The sequence below is a fragment of the Allobosea sp. FG18 genome (assembly GCF_057809495.1).
Genome location: NZ_JBMDKB010000011.1, coordinates 1 through 15316, shown reverse-complemented (window position 1 = coordinate 15316; position 15316 = coordinate 1). Strand labels below are relative to the sequence as shown.

At 66.0% G+C, this 15316-nt stretch carries 17 protein-coding genes; 5 read left to right on the top strand and 12 right to left on the bottom strand.

What is annotated here, in order from left to right; genetic code table 11:
* Window positions 1-3: 3 nt before the first annotated feature.
* Window positions 4-774, top strand: a complete 771-nt coding sequence (locus tag ACODTJ_RS13665; protein WP_454657481.1) for an NADH-quinone oxidoreductase subunit E — start codon at window positions 4-6, stop codon at window positions 772-774.
* Window positions 775-780: 6 nt separating this feature from the next.
* Here the strand turns inward: ACODTJ_RS13665 and ACODTJ_RS13660 are convergent, their stop codons facing one another.
* The 5 genes from ACODTJ_RS13660 to ACODTJ_RS13640 all read right to left on the bottom strand — a co-directional run bounded on the left by ACODTJ_RS13660 (window position 781) and on the right by ACODTJ_RS13640 (window position 6958).
* The gene (locus ACODTJ_RS13660) at window positions 781-1674 is read right to left on the bottom strand and encodes an alpha/beta fold hydrolase (protein ID WP_454657480.1); all 894 of its coding nucleotides are present in this window, start codon (window positions 1672-1674) and stop codon (window positions 781-783) included.
* 77 nt (window positions 1675-1751) lie between these two features.
* Entirely contained in the window at window positions 1752-2177 is a 426-nt protein-coding gene (locus ACODTJ_RS13655; protein WP_298922133.1) for a MarR family winged helix-turn-helix transcriptional regulator, read from the bottom strand.
* 13 nt (window positions 2178-2190) lie between these two features.
* Entirely contained in the window at window positions 2191-3486 is a 1296-nt protein-coding gene (locus ACODTJ_RS13650) for an MFS transporter (RefSeq protein ID WP_488849117.1), read from the bottom strand.
* Window positions 3483-4637, bottom strand: a complete 1155-nt coding sequence (locus ACODTJ_RS13645) for an amidohydrolase (RefSeq protein ID WP_454657479.1) — start codon at window positions 4635-4637, stop codon at window positions 3483-3485. Before ACODTJ_RS13645 ends, ACODTJ_RS13650 begins: the two co-directional genes overlap by 4 nt.
* Before the next feature lie 245 nt (window positions 4638-4882).
* Entirely contained in the window at window positions 4883-6958 is a 2076-nt protein-coding gene (locus ACODTJ_RS13640) for a lytic transglycosylase domain-containing protein (protein ID WP_454657478.1), read from the bottom strand.
* Window positions 6959-7126: 168 nt separating this feature from the next.
* On the opposite strand from ACODTJ_RS13640, the gene dapA reads away from it, so the two are divergent.
* Window positions 7127-8020, top strand: a complete 894-nt coding sequence (gene dapA, locus ACODTJ_RS13635) for a 4-hydroxy-tetrahydrodipicolinate synthase (RefSeq protein WP_454657477.1) — start codon at window positions 7127-7129, stop codon at window positions 8018-8020.
* 164 nt (window positions 8021-8184) lie between these two features.
* Window positions 8185-8658 (top strand): SsrA-binding protein SmpB, encoded by a 474-nt coding sequence (gene smpB, locus ACODTJ_RS13630; protein ID WP_061964114.1) that lies wholly within the window; start codon window positions 8185-8187, stop codon window positions 8656-8658.
* Between the two features lie 36 nt (window positions 8659-8694).
* Here smpB and ACODTJ_RS13625 read toward each other — a convergent pair whose 3' ends face one another.
* From ACODTJ_RS13625 to lepB, 5 genes are all read right to left on the bottom strand, one after another.
* Window positions 8695-9333: a LabA-like NYN domain-containing protein gene (locus ACODTJ_RS13625; protein ID WP_454657476.1), complete on the bottom strand. Its 639-nt coding sequence runs from the start codon at window positions 9331-9333 to the stop codon at window positions 8695-8697.
* A gap of 139 nt (window positions 9334-9472) precedes the next feature.
* Complete coding sequence (locus ACODTJ_RS13620; protein ID WP_454657475.1) at window positions 9473-10018, bottom strand: sugar O-acetyltransferase; 546 nt, start codon at window positions 10016-10018, stop codon at window positions 9473-9475.
* 17 nt (window positions 10019-10035) lie between these two features.
* Window positions 10036-10953 (bottom strand): GTPase Era, encoded by a 918-nt coding sequence (era, locus tag ACODTJ_RS13615; protein ID WP_454657474.1) that lies wholly within the window; start codon window positions 10951-10953, stop codon window positions 10036-10038.
* Window positions 10946-11668 carry a ribonuclease III gene (gene rnc, locus ACODTJ_RS13610; protein ID WP_454659013.1) on the bottom strand — a complete coding sequence of 241 codons (723 nt, stop codon included), beginning with the start codon at window positions 11666-11668 and terminating at the stop codon, window positions 10946-10948. Before rnc ends, era begins: the two co-directional genes overlap by 8 nt.
* A 5-nt stretch (window positions 11669-11673) precedes the next feature.
* Window positions 11674-12441 carry a signal peptidase I gene (gene lepB, locus ACODTJ_RS13605; RefSeq protein ID WP_454657473.1) on the bottom strand — a complete coding sequence of 256 codons (768 nt, stop codon included), beginning with the start codon at window positions 12439-12441 and terminating at the stop codon, window positions 11674-11676.
* Window positions 12442-12672: 231 nt separating this feature from the next.
* Here lepB and aqpZ point away from each other — a divergent pair, with 231 nt between their 5' ends.
* Complete coding sequence (gene aqpZ / locus ACODTJ_RS13600) at window positions 12673-13386, top strand: aquaporin Z (protein ID WP_454657472.1); 714 nt, start codon at window positions 12673-12675, stop codon at window positions 13384-13386.
* A gap of 102 nt (window positions 13387-13488) precedes the next feature.
* Here the strand turns inward: aqpZ and acpS are convergent, their stop codons facing one another.
* Both acpS and ACODTJ_RS13590 read right to left on the bottom strand, forming a co-directional pair.
* Complete coding sequence (gene acpS, locus ACODTJ_RS13595; RefSeq protein WP_454657471.1) at window positions 13489-13890, bottom strand: holo-ACP synthase; 402 nt, start codon at window positions 13888-13890, stop codon at window positions 13489-13491.
* Between the two features lie 70 nt (window positions 13891-13960).
* Window positions 13961-14710: a pyridoxine 5'-phosphate synthase gene (locus ACODTJ_RS13590; protein WP_454657470.1), complete on the bottom strand. Its 750-nt coding sequence runs from the start codon at window positions 14708-14710 to the stop codon at window positions 13961-13963.
* A gap of 217 nt (window positions 14711-14927) precedes the next feature.
* Here ACODTJ_RS13590 and ACODTJ_RS13585 point away from each other — a divergent pair, with 217 nt between their 5' ends.
* Window positions 14928-15302, top strand: a complete 375-nt coding sequence (locus ACODTJ_RS13585) for a hypothetical protein (RefSeq protein ID WP_488849113.1) — start codon at window positions 14928-14930, stop codon at window positions 15300-15302.
* Window positions 15303-15316 lie beyond the last annotated feature (14 nt).

Below are 15316 nucleotides of genomic sequence, written 5' to 3'. Positions count from 1 at the left end.
GGCATGCTCTATCTCGCCAGCCAGTTCGTCTGGTTCCTGCTCGCCGCCTTCGGCCTGGGCTTCGCCATGGGCTGGATCAGCCATGACGGCGGCAAGGCCCGTTTCTGGAGCGGTGCCTGGAGCGTGCTGGCCGCGCTCTGGATTGCCGGTGCTGCCTCGACCTGGCTCCAGCTCCTGAACGGCATGCCGGCGACCTGGGTCGAGACGGCATTGCTGTTTGTCGCCGCCTATTGGGCGGGGTGCGCTTGTGCCGGTCTGGTGCGGAAGCCGGGGGATTCGCAGGGCTCGCAGCCGAGTGCCGCGCCCGTCGGAGCCCCGCATTCGGCCGGTGCGTCGCCCTCTGCACCAACGGCGCCGGCTGCCGCATTGCCGGTCCGCCTGCCGCCGGTCGAGAACGAAACCGAGCTGCCCGGCCAGCGTCCGACCGGGCTCGTCACGGCCCGCGACGACACGCCCGACGATCTGAAGCTGGTCAAGGGCATCGGCCGGCAGAACGAGGGTCGCCTTCACGGCCTCGGCATCTGGCATTTCGAGCAGATCGCCGGCTGGACGCCGGAGAATGTCGAATGGGTTGGCGGCTATCTCGCCTTTCCCGGCCGCATCGAGCGTGAGGACTGGGTCGGGCAGGCCAAGCTTCTGGCGGCCGGGACAGAGACGGAGTTCGCCAGGCGAGCCAAGGCCGGCGAGGTCGAAACCTCGCGCGACGATGGCACGGCGGTGCAGGGCAATGTCGCCGGGATCGTCGAGGACAAGGCCGAACGCCCGAAGCCCTGAACCGCATCAGATCGCGCGGCGCTCGGCCCGCGCGATCAGCTTGACGATCCGCCGGATCATGTCCTTGCTGCCGAGCAGCGGGGCGTGGCCCTGTCCGGGCGCGGTATGGACCTCGCAATCGGGATGGCGCTCCGCCATCTCCTCCAGCGTCTTCTCCGCCAGAAGGTCGGAGTTGGCGCCGCGGATCGCCAGCATCGGCACGGCCTTGAGCGCGTCGAAATAGGTCCAGAGCACTGGCAGCGGCGCTTCGAGATCGAGTTCCTCCAAGACCTTCATCAGCCTGACGTCGTAATCGGGCCTCAACGCGCCGTCGCGATCGGTCCAGGTGCGGCGCGCCATCATCTCCCACTCCGCCTCGCCGAGGATCGGGAACTGCTGGTCGGAAAGCCGCTTCAGGATCTCGGCGCCTTCCTGGAAGCTGCGCGGCACCGGCAGCTTGCCGACATAGCCGCGGATGCGCAGCAGGCCGCGCGCATCGATCACCGGGCCGACATCGTTGAAGACGACGCCGCGGATCATGGCGGGCCGCGTTGCCGCCAGCGCCATGGTGAGCAGGCCGCCGCGCGAGGTGCCGACGAAGACGGCCTGTTCGATGCCGCTTGCGACGAGCACCTGGACGAGATCGTCGAGCTCTATGCGGATGTCGTAGTTCTTCCAGTTCTTGTCGTATTCCGAGAGCCCTCGGCCGCGATAGTCGAGCGCCAGCACGCGGCGCGGCTTGTCCTCGTCCTGCGACAGGGCGATCGCCAGTTCGTGGAAGTCGGCAGCAGTGCGGGCGAAGCCGGGCAGGCAGATAACCGGCAGCTCGGTCGCTGCGAGCGAGCCGTAATCGCGCAAGTGCAGCTTGAGACCGTCGTTGGCGCTGACGAAGCGGGACGTGAAACCGGTTTCGGGCGTCATGCTGGACTCAAAGGAGGCGGCTGCGGCGGGAGCGCACCTAACCATGGCAGCCGCGCTCGCGAAAGCCGGCTTTCGGTTCAGGAGGCGCCCCAGCCGCGCAGCTTGGCGAGGCAGTGATTGAACTGAACGAGCTCTTCCGGCGTCAGAACCGAGAGAAAGTCTTGCTCCATCTCCTCGCCGAGCCGGTCGGCCGTCTCGCGGATGGCTTGGCCCTGCGTCGTCAGATGCAGCGCGACGCGTCGCGCGTCGGCGCTTTCCAGGGCGCGCTGGACCAATCCTGCATCGACCAGCTTGCGCAGGTGCTTGGAGACCAGCGTCTGCTCGATGAAGGTCGCCTCCGACAGGCTCCGGGACGACAGGCCGGGCTGGTCGCCGATGCCACGCAGCACCCGCAACTCGCGGATATTGAGGCCGAGCCGTTCCTTGTAGACCTGCGAGGCCTTCGCCATCGCGGTCTGGCTCAACTGGTCGAGCCGGAAAGTCAGGAACGGGTCGCGGGCCATCGTGCTCCCTTGCTCAGCCTTGCGTGCGCGTTCGGTGCGCCAGGCCCAGCACGAGGAGCGACAATGCCGTGCAGGCGAGGAGATAATAGGACGGAACCATGTCCGATCCCGTCTTCGCCACCAGCCAGGTCAGCGTGAAGGGCGCGAGCCCGCCGAACAGCAGCACCACGACATTGTAAGCGATCGACATGCCGGTCGAGCGCACCTGCGTCGGGAACATGCCGGCGAGCAGGCCCGGCGTCGGTGCCCAGATCGCGGCGATCGAGAGCGCGCAGATCGCTTGCGCGATCAGCAGGCGCTCGAAGCTCGGGCTCGCTACGACATAGGCCAACAGCGGATAGGAGAGCAGCGCGAAGCTCAGCATGCCCAGAAGCCAGACGCGGAAGGCGCTCCAGCGATCGGCGAGATGGCCCATGATCGGCACGAAGATGAAGAGCAGGATTCCGCCGATCAGCGAACTCAGCATGGCGCTGGTGAAGGGCAGCTTGAGCTGGCGGATGACATAGCCGGGCAGGAAGATGAACCAGACATAGTTCGAGGCTGTGCCGGGGATCATGATGCCGAAGCAGCGCAGCAGCGCGTTGCGGTGCTCGGCCAGCACGGTGCGGAACGGTGTCTGGCCGGTGCTCTGCTTCGTATCCTTCTCGTACTCCGGAGATTCGTCGACGAAGCGGCGGATATAGAAGCCGAGCGGCGTGATCAGCGAGCCGAGCAGGAAGGGAATGCGCCAGCCCCAATTCTGCAGGTCCGCAGGCGTCAGCAGCGTCGCCAGCGCGTAGCCGGAGAAGGCGGCGAGCGCGAGCGCGAGCGCCTGCGAGCACATCTGGAAGCTGCCGAACATCATCTTGCGGCCGGGCGGGGCATATTCGACCAGCATGGCGGTGGCCGAGGCGAATTCAGCGCCGACCGAGATGCCTTGCAGGATGCGGGCGAGGATGACGAGGATCGGCGCGAGGATGCCGATCGTCGCATAGCTCGGCGTCAGCCCGATCAGCACGGTCGAGAAACCCATGATCAGGATCATTACCGTCAGGATCGGCTTGCGGCCGAAGCGGTCGGCATAGGTCGAGAGCAGCACGCCGCCGACCGGCCGGACGAGGAAGGAGATCGCGAAGGTCGCCGCCGTCAGCCGCGCCGAGACCAGCGGGTCGGAGGTCGGGAAAAAGACCTGCGCGATCACCGTGGCGAAGAAGCCGTAGACGAGGAAGTCGTACCATTCGAGGCCATTGCCGATCACCGAGGAGATGACGGCGCGGCGGACCATAGCGGAGGAGCGCGGCTGGGCGCTCGGGATCGCGGCGGCGGTCATGCGTTGGCTCCGGTCTGGCGCTCGACGAGGCGGCACAGGATGCTGGCGCCGACCGGCAGCAGGCGGTCGTCGAAATCGAAGGTCGGGTGGTGGCACATCGCGCCCGGCTGGCCGAGGAAGATATAGGCGCCCGGCCATTGCCGCAGCATCAGCGCGAAATCGTCGGAGAAGGGCAGGGCCGTGAGATCGGTCTGCACATTGGCTTCGCCGAGCACGGTGCCGGCAGCAGCCGCAGCCGCCGCGGCGGCGCGCGGGTCGTTGAGGCAGGGCGGGCAGCTCGCCTTCTTCTCGCAGGTGATCGTGCAGCCCGACATCAGCGCCATACCCCGGCAGGCCGCATCGAGCTTGTCGATAATGCGGGCTTCCGTCTCGGCATTGTAGGTGCGGATCGTGCCGCTGAGCTCGGCAGAGTCGGGGATGATGTTGGAGGCCGTGCCGGCAACGAGCCTGCCGAGGCTGATCACCGCGGGCTGCATCGGGTCGACATGGCGACCGACGACGGACGAGATTTCGATCGCCAGCCGCGCCGCGACCTGCAGCGGATCATTGGTGGTATGGGGCGCCGCGCCATGGCCGCCCTTGCCCTTGATCGTGATCTCGAACACGGTCGTGCCACTCAGCGTCGGGCCCGGGCGCACCGCGGCAGTGCCTTCCTCGTAGAGCGGGATGGTGTGGAGCGCATAGACCTCGGAACAGGGGAAGCGCTCGAACAGCCCGTCGGCGATCATGCGCTCGGCGCCCTGGCCGATCTCCTCGGCCGGCTGGAAAATCAGATGGACCTTGCCGCGCTTGGGCGGGTTGGCGGCGAGATGGCGCGCCGCGGCCAGCAGCATCACGGTGTGCCCGTCATGACCGCAGCCATGGAATTGGTTCTTCGTGGTCGAGCGATAGTCGAGCCCGGTATCCTCCTCCATCGGCAGCGCGTCCATATCGGCGCGCAGGCCGATGGTCGGCCCTTCCGCCGCGCCCTTGATGACGCCGACAAGCCCGGTGCCGCCGAGCCCGCGATGCACCTCGATGCCGAAGGAGGCGAGCATCTTCGCGACGAAATCCGAGGTCCGGAATTCCTGGAAGGCGATCTCGGGATGGGCGTGAAGGTCGCGGCGCCAGGCCTCAAGCGTGGGCGCGAAATCGGCAATGTCCTGCAGCATCGAAATTCCTCCGCTGCTTTGCGGAGGTGCTTGAAAATTTCAAACAATGCAATCGGCAGGGAAGGTCGTTGCGGGGGATTAGGAAGCAGCAACGGTTGTCATTCCGGGGCGTGCCGCAGGCGCGAACCCGGAACCCACGACCGGGTGAAGCATCCTATGTCGAGATGTCGAGGGCTCACCCGGTCGTGGGTTCCGGGTTCTTCGCTTCGCGAAGCCCCGGAATGACAAGGGTGGTTAGAGAGCCCTCAGTCCCGCTTGCCGCCGCGCTTCAGGTCGTAATCGATCAGATAGGCCGTGCGCTGGTTCAGGCGCTCGCGATAGACCTGCAGGTTCTCCATCACGCGCTGGACGTAGTTGCGCGTCTCGGAGAAGGGGATGCGCTCGACCCAGTCGACGGCATCGACCTCCGGATCGCGCGGGTCGCCATAGATAGCGATCCATTTCTTCACATTGGGCGAGCCGGCATTATAGGCTGCGAAGGTCAGGATATAGGAGCCACGCCATTCCTTGAGCAGGTCGTTGAGATGGGCCGCGCCCATCCGCGCCGCATAGAGCGGGTCCTTTCCGAGCTTGTCCCAATCGAAGGGCAGGCTGGCGCGCCTTGCCGTCTCGCGGGCGGTTGCCGGCATCATCTGCATCAGCCCGCGCGCCCCGGCGCCGGACATCGCGGTCGGGTCGAAGGCGCTCTCCTGCCGGGCGATGGCATGAACGATGGCGCGTTCCATCGGGTCGCCGAGCACGTCGAAATCGGGAATGCCGTTGACCGGATAGGCGGCCATGTCGAGCGGGAAGCCGCGTTGCAGCGCAGCCTTGCCGATGCCGACCTGCGCGCGCGCATCCGTTTCGCGCCGGGCGATCGCGGCGATCGCCTCCAGCGCCTCGGTCGTGTGCAGGCGCTGTGCCAGATCGTTCAACATCAGCGTGGCGAGATCGCGCTCGCCGATGCGGTAGAGCAGGCGCACGGCCCGATGACCCGGCAACGTTTCGAGACCGGCGGCGCCGGTACGTCGCAGCGGCAGATCGGAGAAGCCGAGCTTCGCCCGCGCCAATTGCCCGTAATAGGCGATCGGCTGTTCCGCAGCCTTGCCGAAGGCGGCCTTGGCCTCGTCGGTCTTGTCGAGATCCTCATAGGCGCGCGCCTGCCAATAGGCGGCACGCGCGACCGAGATCGGCGTCTCGGCGATGCCGGCAGCCGTCTCGAAATGCTTCAGAGCCACATCCGGTTTCTTGAGGAAGCGCAGCGCGACGAAGCCGGCATGCCACTCGGCTTCGATCCGCTCGGCCGCGTCCTCGGCTCCGTGGCCTGACGAGACCTCGTAGGCCTTCTGCGGCTGACCGGCATCGAGGAGCTTGCGCGCGATGATGCGCCTCTCCTCCCACCAGCCATCGCCGTCGCCAAGCAGGGCGGGGTCGCGCGGGATCGCGGTCAGCGCCTTCACGGCATCGTCGAGCTTGTCGCCGCGGCGCGCCTGCTGGGCTTGCAGGAAGGCGAAGGAGATATCGCCGCGCAGCGAGGCCGGCACCGCCGCAATCAGCTTCTCGGAGATCGGTCGGCGCGCCTTGGCGCTGGCGAGCCGCGCCTTGGCCAGCACGACGTAATCAGCCGAGACGCGGGCCGCGTTGCGCAGGGCCGCCTCGCCATTCTCGCGGAACAGGAAGCGCTCGGCGCGCAGGCGGTGATCGTCCTTGGTAAGAACCGTCTCGAAGGCGCCGAGCGCGATCTTTTCGAGTGCCTGCCCGAACGGGTCCTTGCGCCAGCTCTGGCGGATGAGGGTGTTGGCCTCCTCAACCTTGCCCTCCTCCTTGAGCGCGATCGCGAGAGCGATCCGCCCGGCCGGAGAGACCGGCTGCTGGCCATGGAAGAAGGCGCGCACGATGGCCGGGCTCTTCTTCTCGGCAATCAGTGCCTCTTCGGCGCGGCGTCGAAAGCGGGTCGTGGCCGGATAGTTCGGGTGCTCGCGCAGGAAGGCGTCGATCCGCAGGAAGGAAACGGCCCCGGCATTGGCATGGATCGCGACCCATTCGAGCAGCGATCGCACGGAGCGGTCGTCGAGCCGCGCCGCGAGGTCGTCGCCCTCCGTGAGCGCGCCGCGGCGATAGGCGGCGACGGCCGCCTTAACGGCCTCGACATTGATGGCGTCCTCGCCTCGCAGTGCGTTGGCCGGATAGGGCAGCGCGCCCGTGGCCTCGACATCGCCGAGCATGGCGAGCTTGCGTTGGGTCGCGAGCATGCCGTCATCGCCCGCCCGCGTCGAAGACGCCGAGAGCAGGACGGGCAGCAGCAGGCAGATCAGTCTCCTCGCGGCCGCAGGCGAGGCCATGGCGGAACTCCAGGCTCGGATGGTCATCGACGGATGGTCGAGGAAGGCCGTTGATGAAGGCTTAACTATGAGGCCACGCATTTTCATGACTTGCCGGCTTTGCCTTGGCGAGACGACGGTTTATGTGTGGCGGCCCCGTAACCCGCGTTTTCGTCCCAGGATCGTCCCATGACCAAGCACATTGCCTTTACCGGCTCGATGCCCGCTCTGGTCACGCCGTTCAAATCCGGCAAGGTCGATGAGCAGGCGCTGCGCGCGCTGGTCGAATGGCAGATCGAGAACGGCTCGAACGGGCTCGTGCCTGTCGGCACCACCGGCGAGAGCCCGACGCTCTCCCATGACGAGCACAAGCGCGTCGTCGAGATCGTCATCGACCAGAACAAGGGCCGTGTCCCGGTGATCGCCGGCGCCGGCTCGAACAACACGATCGAGGCGATCGACCTCGCCGTCCATGCCGAGAAGGCCGGCGCCGATGCCGTGCTCGTGGTCACGCCCTATTACAACAAGCCGACCCAGGAGGGCATGTACCAGCACTTCAAGGCGGTGAACGATGCGGTCGGCATTCCGATCATCATCTACAACATCCCGCCGCGCTCGGTGGTGGACATGTCGGTCGAGACGATGACGCGGCTCTATGAGCTGAAGAACATCGCCGGCGTGAAGGATGCCACCGCCAACCTCGCCCGCGTCTCGCAGCAGCGCCACGCCATGGGGCCGGATTTCATCCAGCTCTCCGGCGAAGACATGACCGCGCTCGCCTATATGGCGGCCGGTGGCCATGGCTGCATCTCGGTCGTCGCCAATGTCGCGCCGCGCCTCTGCGCCGACCTGATGGAAGCCGTCCAGAAGGGCGACTATGCCGGCGCGCTGAAGGTGCAGGACCGGCTGGTGCCGCTCCATGACGCCATCTTCAAGGAGCCCGGCCTCGCCGGCGCCAAGCATGGCCTCGCGCTGCTCGGCCGCATCGAGGAGGAGGTTCGCCTGCCGCTGATGCCGGTCACCCCGGCGACGGGCAAGGTCATTCGCGAGGCCATGGTTTTCGCCGGGCTGTTGAATGCCTAAATAGGATGGATGGCCGCGCCGGATAGCGCGGTCATCCGCTTGCCCCGCCGGGGTAAGCGGAAGAATGACAAGACCAGTGGTTTCAGAGGCTTGGGCGCCGGTTCCGAATCGGATTCTCAAACTCTGGCAGGGCCGGTCGAGCAGCATGGATTCAGCGGAACGGCATGAAGAAACCCGATCCGGAGCGCTATCGTCTCGCGGCCGATAACCGCAAAGCGCGCTTCAACTACGAGATCAAGGAAACCGTGGAGGCGGGCATCGCCTTGCAAGGAACCGAGATCAAATCGCTGCGCGGCGGCAAGGCGACGATCGGAGAGAGCTATGCCGGCCCGATGGGGACGGAGCTCTTTCTGTTCAACGCCCATATTCCGGAATATCTTGAGGCGAACCGCTTCAATCACGAGGTCCGCCGGCCGCGGAAGCTCCTGCTTCACAGGCGGGAGATCAACAAGCTGATGGGCGCGGTCCAGCGCGAGGGCATGGCCCTGATACCGCTCAAGGTCTACTTCAACGACAGGGGCAGGGCGAAGGTTGAGCTCGGCCTCGGCAAGGGCAAGAAGCTCCACGACAAGCGCGAGACCGAGAAAGAGCGCGACTGGAACCGCGACAAGCAGCGGTTGCTGAAGACGGGCGGCTGAACACCGTTCCCGCGCTGTGCTGAAGCGACGTTTCGCTCACCCCTCGGCCGGCTCGTCGCCCTGGCGGATGCCGTAGCGGCGTTCCAGCGACGGATTGCCAGGCGTGATCGGCGTTCCACCGGCGGGCCCTGCGCTCCGGCTCGCCCGCTCGGCCGGGTCGCGGCCGATCTTCTGCATGAGCTGGGCGAGGTCGACGAACTCGTCGCATTGACGGCGCAACTCGTCCGAGACCATCGGCGGGTTGGTCGAGATCGTCGAGACCACCGAGACCTTGACGCCCTTGCGCTGCACCGCCTCGACCAGCGGCCGGAAATCGCCGTCGCCGGAGAACAGGTAGATCTGGTCGAGATGCGGCGCGAGCTCCAGCATCTCGATCGCCAGCTCGATATCCATATTGCCCTTGATCCGGCGCCGGCCGGTGGCGTCGGTGAACTCCTTCGCCGCCTTCGTGATCACCCGGTAGCCGTTGTAATCCAGCCAGTCGACCAGCGGCCGGATCGAGGAATACTCCTCACTCTCGACCAGCGTGGTGAAATAGAAGGCGCGGATCAGGTTGCCGCGCCCCTGGAATTCCCGCAGCAGGCGCCGGTAGTCCATGTCGAAGCCGAGCTGCTTCGATGTGGCGTAGAGATTGGCGCCATCGATGAAAAGTGCGATGCGCGGTGTGGCGCTCATGGCAATCACTCCTGCTGAAATATCTTAAGGCAATAAAATGGACGCAAAACGCGTTCTAACGATGTCGTTTCATGACTGAAATTTGACAAGTTGCAAGGGCTGTCCGTGGCACACTGACGCAGCTCAATTTTCTGTTACGTCAGGGTCGCAGGCGCGCCGGGTTGCCGACTGCCGTGGCGCCGGCCGGCACGTCGCGCGTAACCACGCTGCCCGCGCCGATGATGGCGTCGTCGCCGATCGTGATGCCGGGCAGAATGATCGCGCCGCCGCCGATCCAGACATTGCGCCCGATGCTGACCGGACGCCCGAATTCCAGCATCTGCCGGCGCTGGGTCGGATCGCGGGGATGGTCGGCGGTCAGGATTTGCACACCCGGGCCGATCTGCGTGCCGTCGCCGATCGTGACAGCGACGACGTCGAGGATGATGCAGTTGAAGTTCAGGAAAACGCCGTCGCCCAGGCTGATATTGTAGCCGTAGTCGCAATGGAAGGGCGGGCGGATGACGACGTCGCGCCCGACATGGCCGAAGGCCTCCTGCATCAGCGGCAGCCGCGCTTCAGGCGTCGCAACCGTGGCGTTGAAACGCTCCATCCAGGCGCTGATGCGGCGATTGTCGGCGATGAGCTCAGGGCTGTCGGCGCGGTAGAGTTCGCCGGCCAGCATCTTGTCCTTCTCGCTACGCATCACGTTTGCTGCGTCGCTCAGGCTTTGCCCTTGGGGAATTCCAGCCCCATCTCGCGGTAGCGCTCCGGATCGTCGCTCCAGTTCTCGCGCACCTTCACGAACAGGAAGAGATGGACCTTGGCCTCGGCCGCCTCGGCGATCTCGACGCGCGCCTTCTGGCCGATCGCCTTGATCGTCTGCCCGCCTTCGCCGAGCACGATCTTCCGCTGGCCCTCGCGCTCGACATAGATCGTCTGCTCGATGCGCACGGAGCCGTCCGGCTTCTGCTGCCAGCTCTCGGTCTCGACGGTGGAGCGGTAGGGCAGTTCGTCATGCAGCCGCTCGAACATCTTCTCGCGGGTGATCTCGGCGGCGAGGAAACGCAGCGGTGCGTCCGAGATCTGGTCCTCCGGATAGAGCCAGGGCCCGAGCGGCAGGCGCTTCTCCAGCCAGGCCAGGATGTCCTTGACGCCGTAGCCGGTCAGCGCCGCGACCATGAAGGTCGTCTCGAAGCTGCCGCGCTCGTTCACCTTGGCGGTGATTTCGAGCAGCTTATCCTTCGGCACCGTGTCGATCTTGTTGAGGATCAGGAATTTCGGCTGCTTCAGCTCGGCAAGCCGCTCGAACAGCGCCGTGTTCTCCTCATGGTCGAAGCGCGCGACGTCGATCAGCACGCCGATCAGGTCGGCATCGGTGGCGCCGCCCCAGGCGCTCGTTACCATGGCGCGGTCGAGCCGGCGCTTGGGCGCGAAGATGCCGGGCGTGTCGACGAAGATGATCTGCGCCGTGCCGGAGAGCGCGATGCCGCGCACCTGCGTGCGCGTCGTCTGCACCTTGCGCGAGACGATCGAGATCTTGGCGCCGACGAGCTGGTTCAGCAGCGTCGACTTGCCGGCATTCGGCGCGCCGATCAGTGCGACGAAGCCGCAGCGCGTGGCTTGATCGGTTTCAGACATTGTCACTTTCCGGGTTGTCGTTCCATAGGCCCTCGCGCCTCAGGAAGGTTTCGGCGGCGGCCTGCTCGGCCAGCCGCTTCGAAGGGCCGCGCGCCTCGGCGTCGGCGAGCCCGATGATCTTGGCGGCTACGACGAAGACCGGCGCGTGGTCGGGGCCGGAGCGGCCGCGCTCGCTATAGGTCGGCGTCGGGTAGCCCTTGCCTTGCGCCCATTCCTGCAGCGCCGTCTTGGCGTCGCGTAAAGGGCGGACCGGCTTCAGCATGCGCTCGCCGAAGGCGCGCTCGACCAGCGCACGCGCCGCCTCGTAGCCGCCATCGATGAAGACCGCGCCGATGATGGCCTCGCAGGCATCGGCCAGGATCGCCTTGTTCTTGCGGGCGCCGCCGAGGATTTCACCTTCGCCGAGCCGCATGAACTGGCCGAGATTCCAGCTTTGCGCGACCTCGGCGCAGGTCTCCTTGCGGACGAGGTCGGCGAGCCGGCGCGAGAGATTGCCTTCCTCCGACTGCGGGAACTGCCGGAACAGCAGGTCGGCGACCGACAGGCCGAGCACGCGGTCGCCGAGGAATTCGAGGCGCTGATAGCTCGCCAGCCGTGAACCTTCGGCGCTCATATGGGTGAGCGCCGTGGCGAGCAGGCTCTGGTCCGCGAAGCGGTGCCCGAGCGCGGCTTCGAGCCGCGCCGTATCCGGGGCCTTGCGCCCGCCGTCGCCCACCTTGCTCACTTGATGGTGCTGAACAGACGGTTCCAGCGAACCGTGTAGGGCCATTCCCAGATCTTCCAGGCAGAGGCGCCGTCCTCGATCGAGAAGAAGATGATTTCGGCCCGCCCGACGAAATTCTCGAACGGCACGGGGCCGACGCTGCGGTCACGCGAGTCGAGCGAGTTGTCGCGGTTGTCGCCCATCATGAAGAAATGGCCGGGCGGCACGATGAAGACCTGCGTGTTGTCGAAGGTGCCGGTATCGCCCTCGCGCTCGATGATCTGGTGGCTGACGCCGTTGGGCAGCGTCTCGCGATACTGGATCGTGGGCACGCTGCGGCCCCAGTTGTCGGCGGTCACATAGTCGGCGATGCGCTCGCGCTTCACCGGCTGGTTGTTGATGTGCAAGATGCCGTCGATCATCTGGATGCGGTCGCCCGGCAGGCCGATGACGCGCTTGATGTAATCGGTCGAGTTGTCGCTCGGCAGCTTGAATACGGCGATGTCGCCGCGCTTGGGCTCGGACGCCCAGACCCTCCCCGAGAACAGCGGCGGGCTGAACGGGACCGAGTGCTTGGAATAGCCGTAGGTGTATTTCGACACGAACAGATAGTCGCCGATCAGCAGCGTCGGGATCAGCGAACCCGAGGGGATGTTGAACGGCTGGAACAGCAGGGTGCGGATGACGAGCGCGATGAGCAGCGCCTGGACGACGACCTTGATCGTCTCGAGAACGCCGCCTTCATCCTTGGCCGCCTTGCTTTTGCTGTCGACGTCGTTGGCCACGCGGGCGCTCCTGAGGCTGCAGTCCAGCGCGCGGTCTAGCCGACTATCGCGCCTGCGACAACGCGCAAGAGCGGCAAGAGGGAAGGGCGCCAGTGGATGGCGAAAGGATGTCAAACGCAAATCCAACGCGGGGAAATGGCAAGATTGGGGTAGTTTACACCCGTGTGGCAGATTGACTGCCTTCATTTTCGCCAACAGCATCACAGTCGCGCGACACTGGGGGAAACACTCATGAGCACGAAGAAATTGGCCGCCGAAGCCATTGGCACGTTCTGGTTGACTTTTGCGGGTTGCGGCAGCGCGGTCATCGCCGCGGGATTTCCGAATGTCGGTATCGGGTTGCTCGGCGTATCGCTGGCCTTCGGCCTGACCGTCGTGACGATGGCCTATGCGATCGGCCATATCTCCGGCTGCCATCTCAACCCGGCAGTGACGGTCGGCCTTGCGGCCGGCGGGCGCTTCCCGGCGGGTCAGGTCGTTCCGTATATCGTTGCGCAAGTCGTCGGCGCCATCGTCGCGGCCGGCGTCCTCTACCTCATCGCGCGCGGCGCGCCGGGCTTCGACCTCGCCGGCGGCTTCGCCTCGAACGGCTATGCCGAGCATTCGCCCGGCAAGTACAATCTCGTCTCGGCCTTCCTCATGGAGGTCGTGATGACCATGATGTTCCTCTTCATCATCATGGGCGCGACCCATGGCAAGGCGCCCGCCGGCTTCGCGCCGCTTGCGATCGGCCTCGGGCTCTGCCTGATCCATCTCGTCAGCATTCCGGTGACGAACACCTCTGTGAACCCGGCCCGCAGCACCGGCCCGGCGCTCTTCGTCGGCGGCTGGGCTCTCCAGCAACTCTGGCTGTTCTGGGTCGCCCCGCTGATCGGTGGCGTGCTCGGCGGCGTGATCTATCGCTGGCTGGGCGACGAGCCGGAAGGCCAGGTCACCGGCCGCTGATCGGCGGGCTTAACCGGTAGCGTCTCGAAAGCCGCCGTCGTTCCGGTGCATCCCAAGCGGTGCTCCGGAAAGGCGGCGGCTTCTGCTTGAAGAGAGGGCGGTTCAGGGGACTGGCCGTGCCTCGATCACCACGAAGGCCTGCGCCAGAGGCGGGTCGTCCGTCAGCGAGACATGGACGAAAGCCTCATAGCCCGGTGGGGTCATGGCCTTCAGGCGCTCCGCCGCGCCACCGGTCAATCGCATCGTCGGGCGCCCGCCCGGCAGGTTGACGACCTCCATGTCGCGCCAGAACACGCCGAGGCTCATGCCGGTGCCCAGCGCTTTCGAGCAGGCTTCCTTGGCGGCGAAGCGGCGGGCGTAAGAAGCGGCGCGGGTCGCGCGACGGTCGGACTTCGCCCGCTCGCCTTCGGTGAAGACGCGCTGGGTGAAGCGCTCGCCGAAGCGCTCGAGCGAGCGCTCGATGCGGCGGATATCGCAGAGATCGGAGCCGATACCGAGTATCATGCCCGCGATGTAGCGCGGTTTTGGTCGGACAGGAACCGCCTTGGGATGGGGAAGGGCCGCGGCCGGACGTTCAGCGGCCGGCGCGGCCTTCATCCATAGCCTGCCGCATCCGGCGGATCGCTTCTTCGAGGCCGATGAAGATCGCTTCGCCGATCAGGAAATGGCCGATATTGAACTCGACGAAGGCCGGGACGCGGGCGAGCGTGCGCGCGGTATCATAGTCGAGTCCGTGCCCGGCATGGACTTCGAGACCGAGCTTCGCCCCGAGCGCGGCGCCGTTCGCCAGCCGCTGGAACTCCGCCTCCGCCTTGGCCGCCTCGCCATCGATGACGGCGTGGCACCAGCTTCCGGTATGCAGTTCGATGACCGGCGCGCCGAGCTTCGCCGCCATCGCGATCGGCGCCTCGTCCGGCTCGATGAACAGCGAGACGCGGCAGCCGGCCGCCCTCAGCCGGGCGATCACGGGAGTCAGATGGGCTTCCTGCCCGACGACGTCGAGGCCGCCTTCGGTCGTGCGCTCCTCGCGCTTCTCCGGCACGAGGCAGGCCGCATGCGGCTTTAGCCGCTCCGCCAGCGCGATCATTTCTTCGGTCGCGCCCATCTCGAAATTAAGCGGCCGGGTCAGTTCGGTGGCAAGGCGCTCCACGTCGACATCGCGGATATGGCGCCGGTCCTCGCGCAGATGGGCGGTGATGCCGTCGGCGCCGGCGGCGATGGCGAGATGGGCGGCCCGGACCGGATCGGGCAGGGTGCCGCCGCGCGCGTTTCGCACCGTGGCGACATGGTCGATATTGACGCCAAGACGCAGCCGATCGGCCATGATGCACTCCCCTTGTGTTCTTTAAGTCCTGCTTAGACGAAAGCAGCGCATCGGCTCAATGCAGGGATTGTGATGCCGGGCTCACGAATTGTGATCGGTCTGGCGAGTGGCGGAACCATTACGATTCGATGAAGCGGAATAAGCGCTCTTCGTGAAGGTAATCGTAACCGGAACTCCGTAATGTCGACTTCCGACAGAGCAGGGTTTGCGCAGATCGATGCAGCTTCCACTGAAAAACGCGGCCTTCCAAACCGACATCCAGCCGGACCGGCGTGACAGCCAGCAGCCGCCCGAACGGGCGCTCGGTCGCGTCATCGCCTGCGACGGCTCGCGTGCCACGATTCTCAGCGCGGTCTCGACGGGAAACTGGCTGGCGAGTGATGCCTGGGCCATCGGCCGGATGGTCTCCATCAACCTGGGCTCGAGCCGCATCGTCGCGCTGGTCTACAAGCTGCATGCCGTCGAGCCGGCCTGGAGCGAGTCCGAGGAGAACCCGATCCAGGTCGAGGTGGAATTTCTCGGTGAAGTGCAAGAAAGCGCCGAGGGGCGAGTGAAACGGCCCCCGAATTCCCCGGACAGGTCTCACCCTTAAAATAAGGGTTGGGA

Bases quoted from the DNA above. Each gene is read 5' to 3' on its own strand.
- ACODTJ_RS13645 (WP_454657479.1), bottom strand. From the start codon at position 4,637: ATGCTGCAGGACATTGCCGATTTCGCGCCCACGCTTGAGGCCTGGCGC.
- ACODTJ_RS13585 (WP_488849113.1), top strand. From the start codon at position 14,928: ATGCAGCTTCCACTGAAAAACGCGGCCTTCCAAACCGACATCCAGCCG.
- ACODTJ_RS13650 (WP_488849117.1), bottom strand. From the start codon at position 3,486: ATGACCGCCGCCGCGATCCCGAGCGCCCAGCCGCGCTCCTCCGCTATG.
- dapA (WP_454657477.1), top strand. From the start codon at position 7,127: ATGACCAAGCACATTGCCTTTACCGGCTCGATGCCCGCTCTGGTCACG.
- era (WP_454657474.1), bottom strand. From the start codon at position 10,953: ATGTCTGAAACCGATCAAGCCACGCGCTGCGGCTTCGTCGCACTGATC.
- ACODTJ_RS13625 (WP_454657476.1), bottom strand. From the start codon at position 9,333: ATGAGCGCCACACCGCGCATCGCACTTTTCATCGATGGCGCCAATCTC.
- acpS (WP_454657471.1), bottom strand. From the start codon at position 13,890: ATGATACTCGGTATCGGCTCCGATCTCTGCGATATCCGCCGCATCGAG.
- smpB (WP_061964114.1), top strand. From the start codon at position 8,185: ATGAAGAAACCCGATCCGGAGCGCTATCGTCTCGCGGCCGATAACCGC.
- ACODTJ_RS13665 (WP_454657481.1), top strand. From the start codon at position 4: ATGCTCTATCTCGCCAGCCAGTTCGTCTGGTTCCTGCTCGCCGCCTTC.
- aqpZ (WP_454657472.1), top strand. From the start codon at position 12,673: ATGAGCACGAAGAAATTGGCCGCCGAAGCCATTGGCACGTTCTGGTTG.
- ACODTJ_RS13655 (WP_298922133.1), bottom strand. From the start codon at position 2,177: ATGGCCCGCGACCCGTTCCTGACTTTCCGGCTCGACCAGTTGAGCCAG.
- ACODTJ_RS13660 (WP_454657480.1), bottom strand. From the start codon at position 1,674: ATGACGCCCGAAACCGGTTTCACGTCCCGCTTCGTCAGCGCCAACGAC.
- ACODTJ_RS13640 (WP_454657478.1), bottom strand. From the start codon at position 6,958: ATGGCCTCGCCTGCGGCCGCGAGGAGACTGATCTGCCTGCTGCTGCCC.
- ACODTJ_RS13620 (WP_454657475.1), bottom strand. From the start codon at position 10,018: ATGCGTAGCGAGAAGGACAAGATGCTGGCCGGCGAACTCTACCGCGCC.
- ACODTJ_RS13590 (WP_454657470.1), bottom strand. From the start codon at position 14,710: ATGGCCGATCGGCTGCGTCTTGGCGTCAATATCGACCATGTCGCCACG.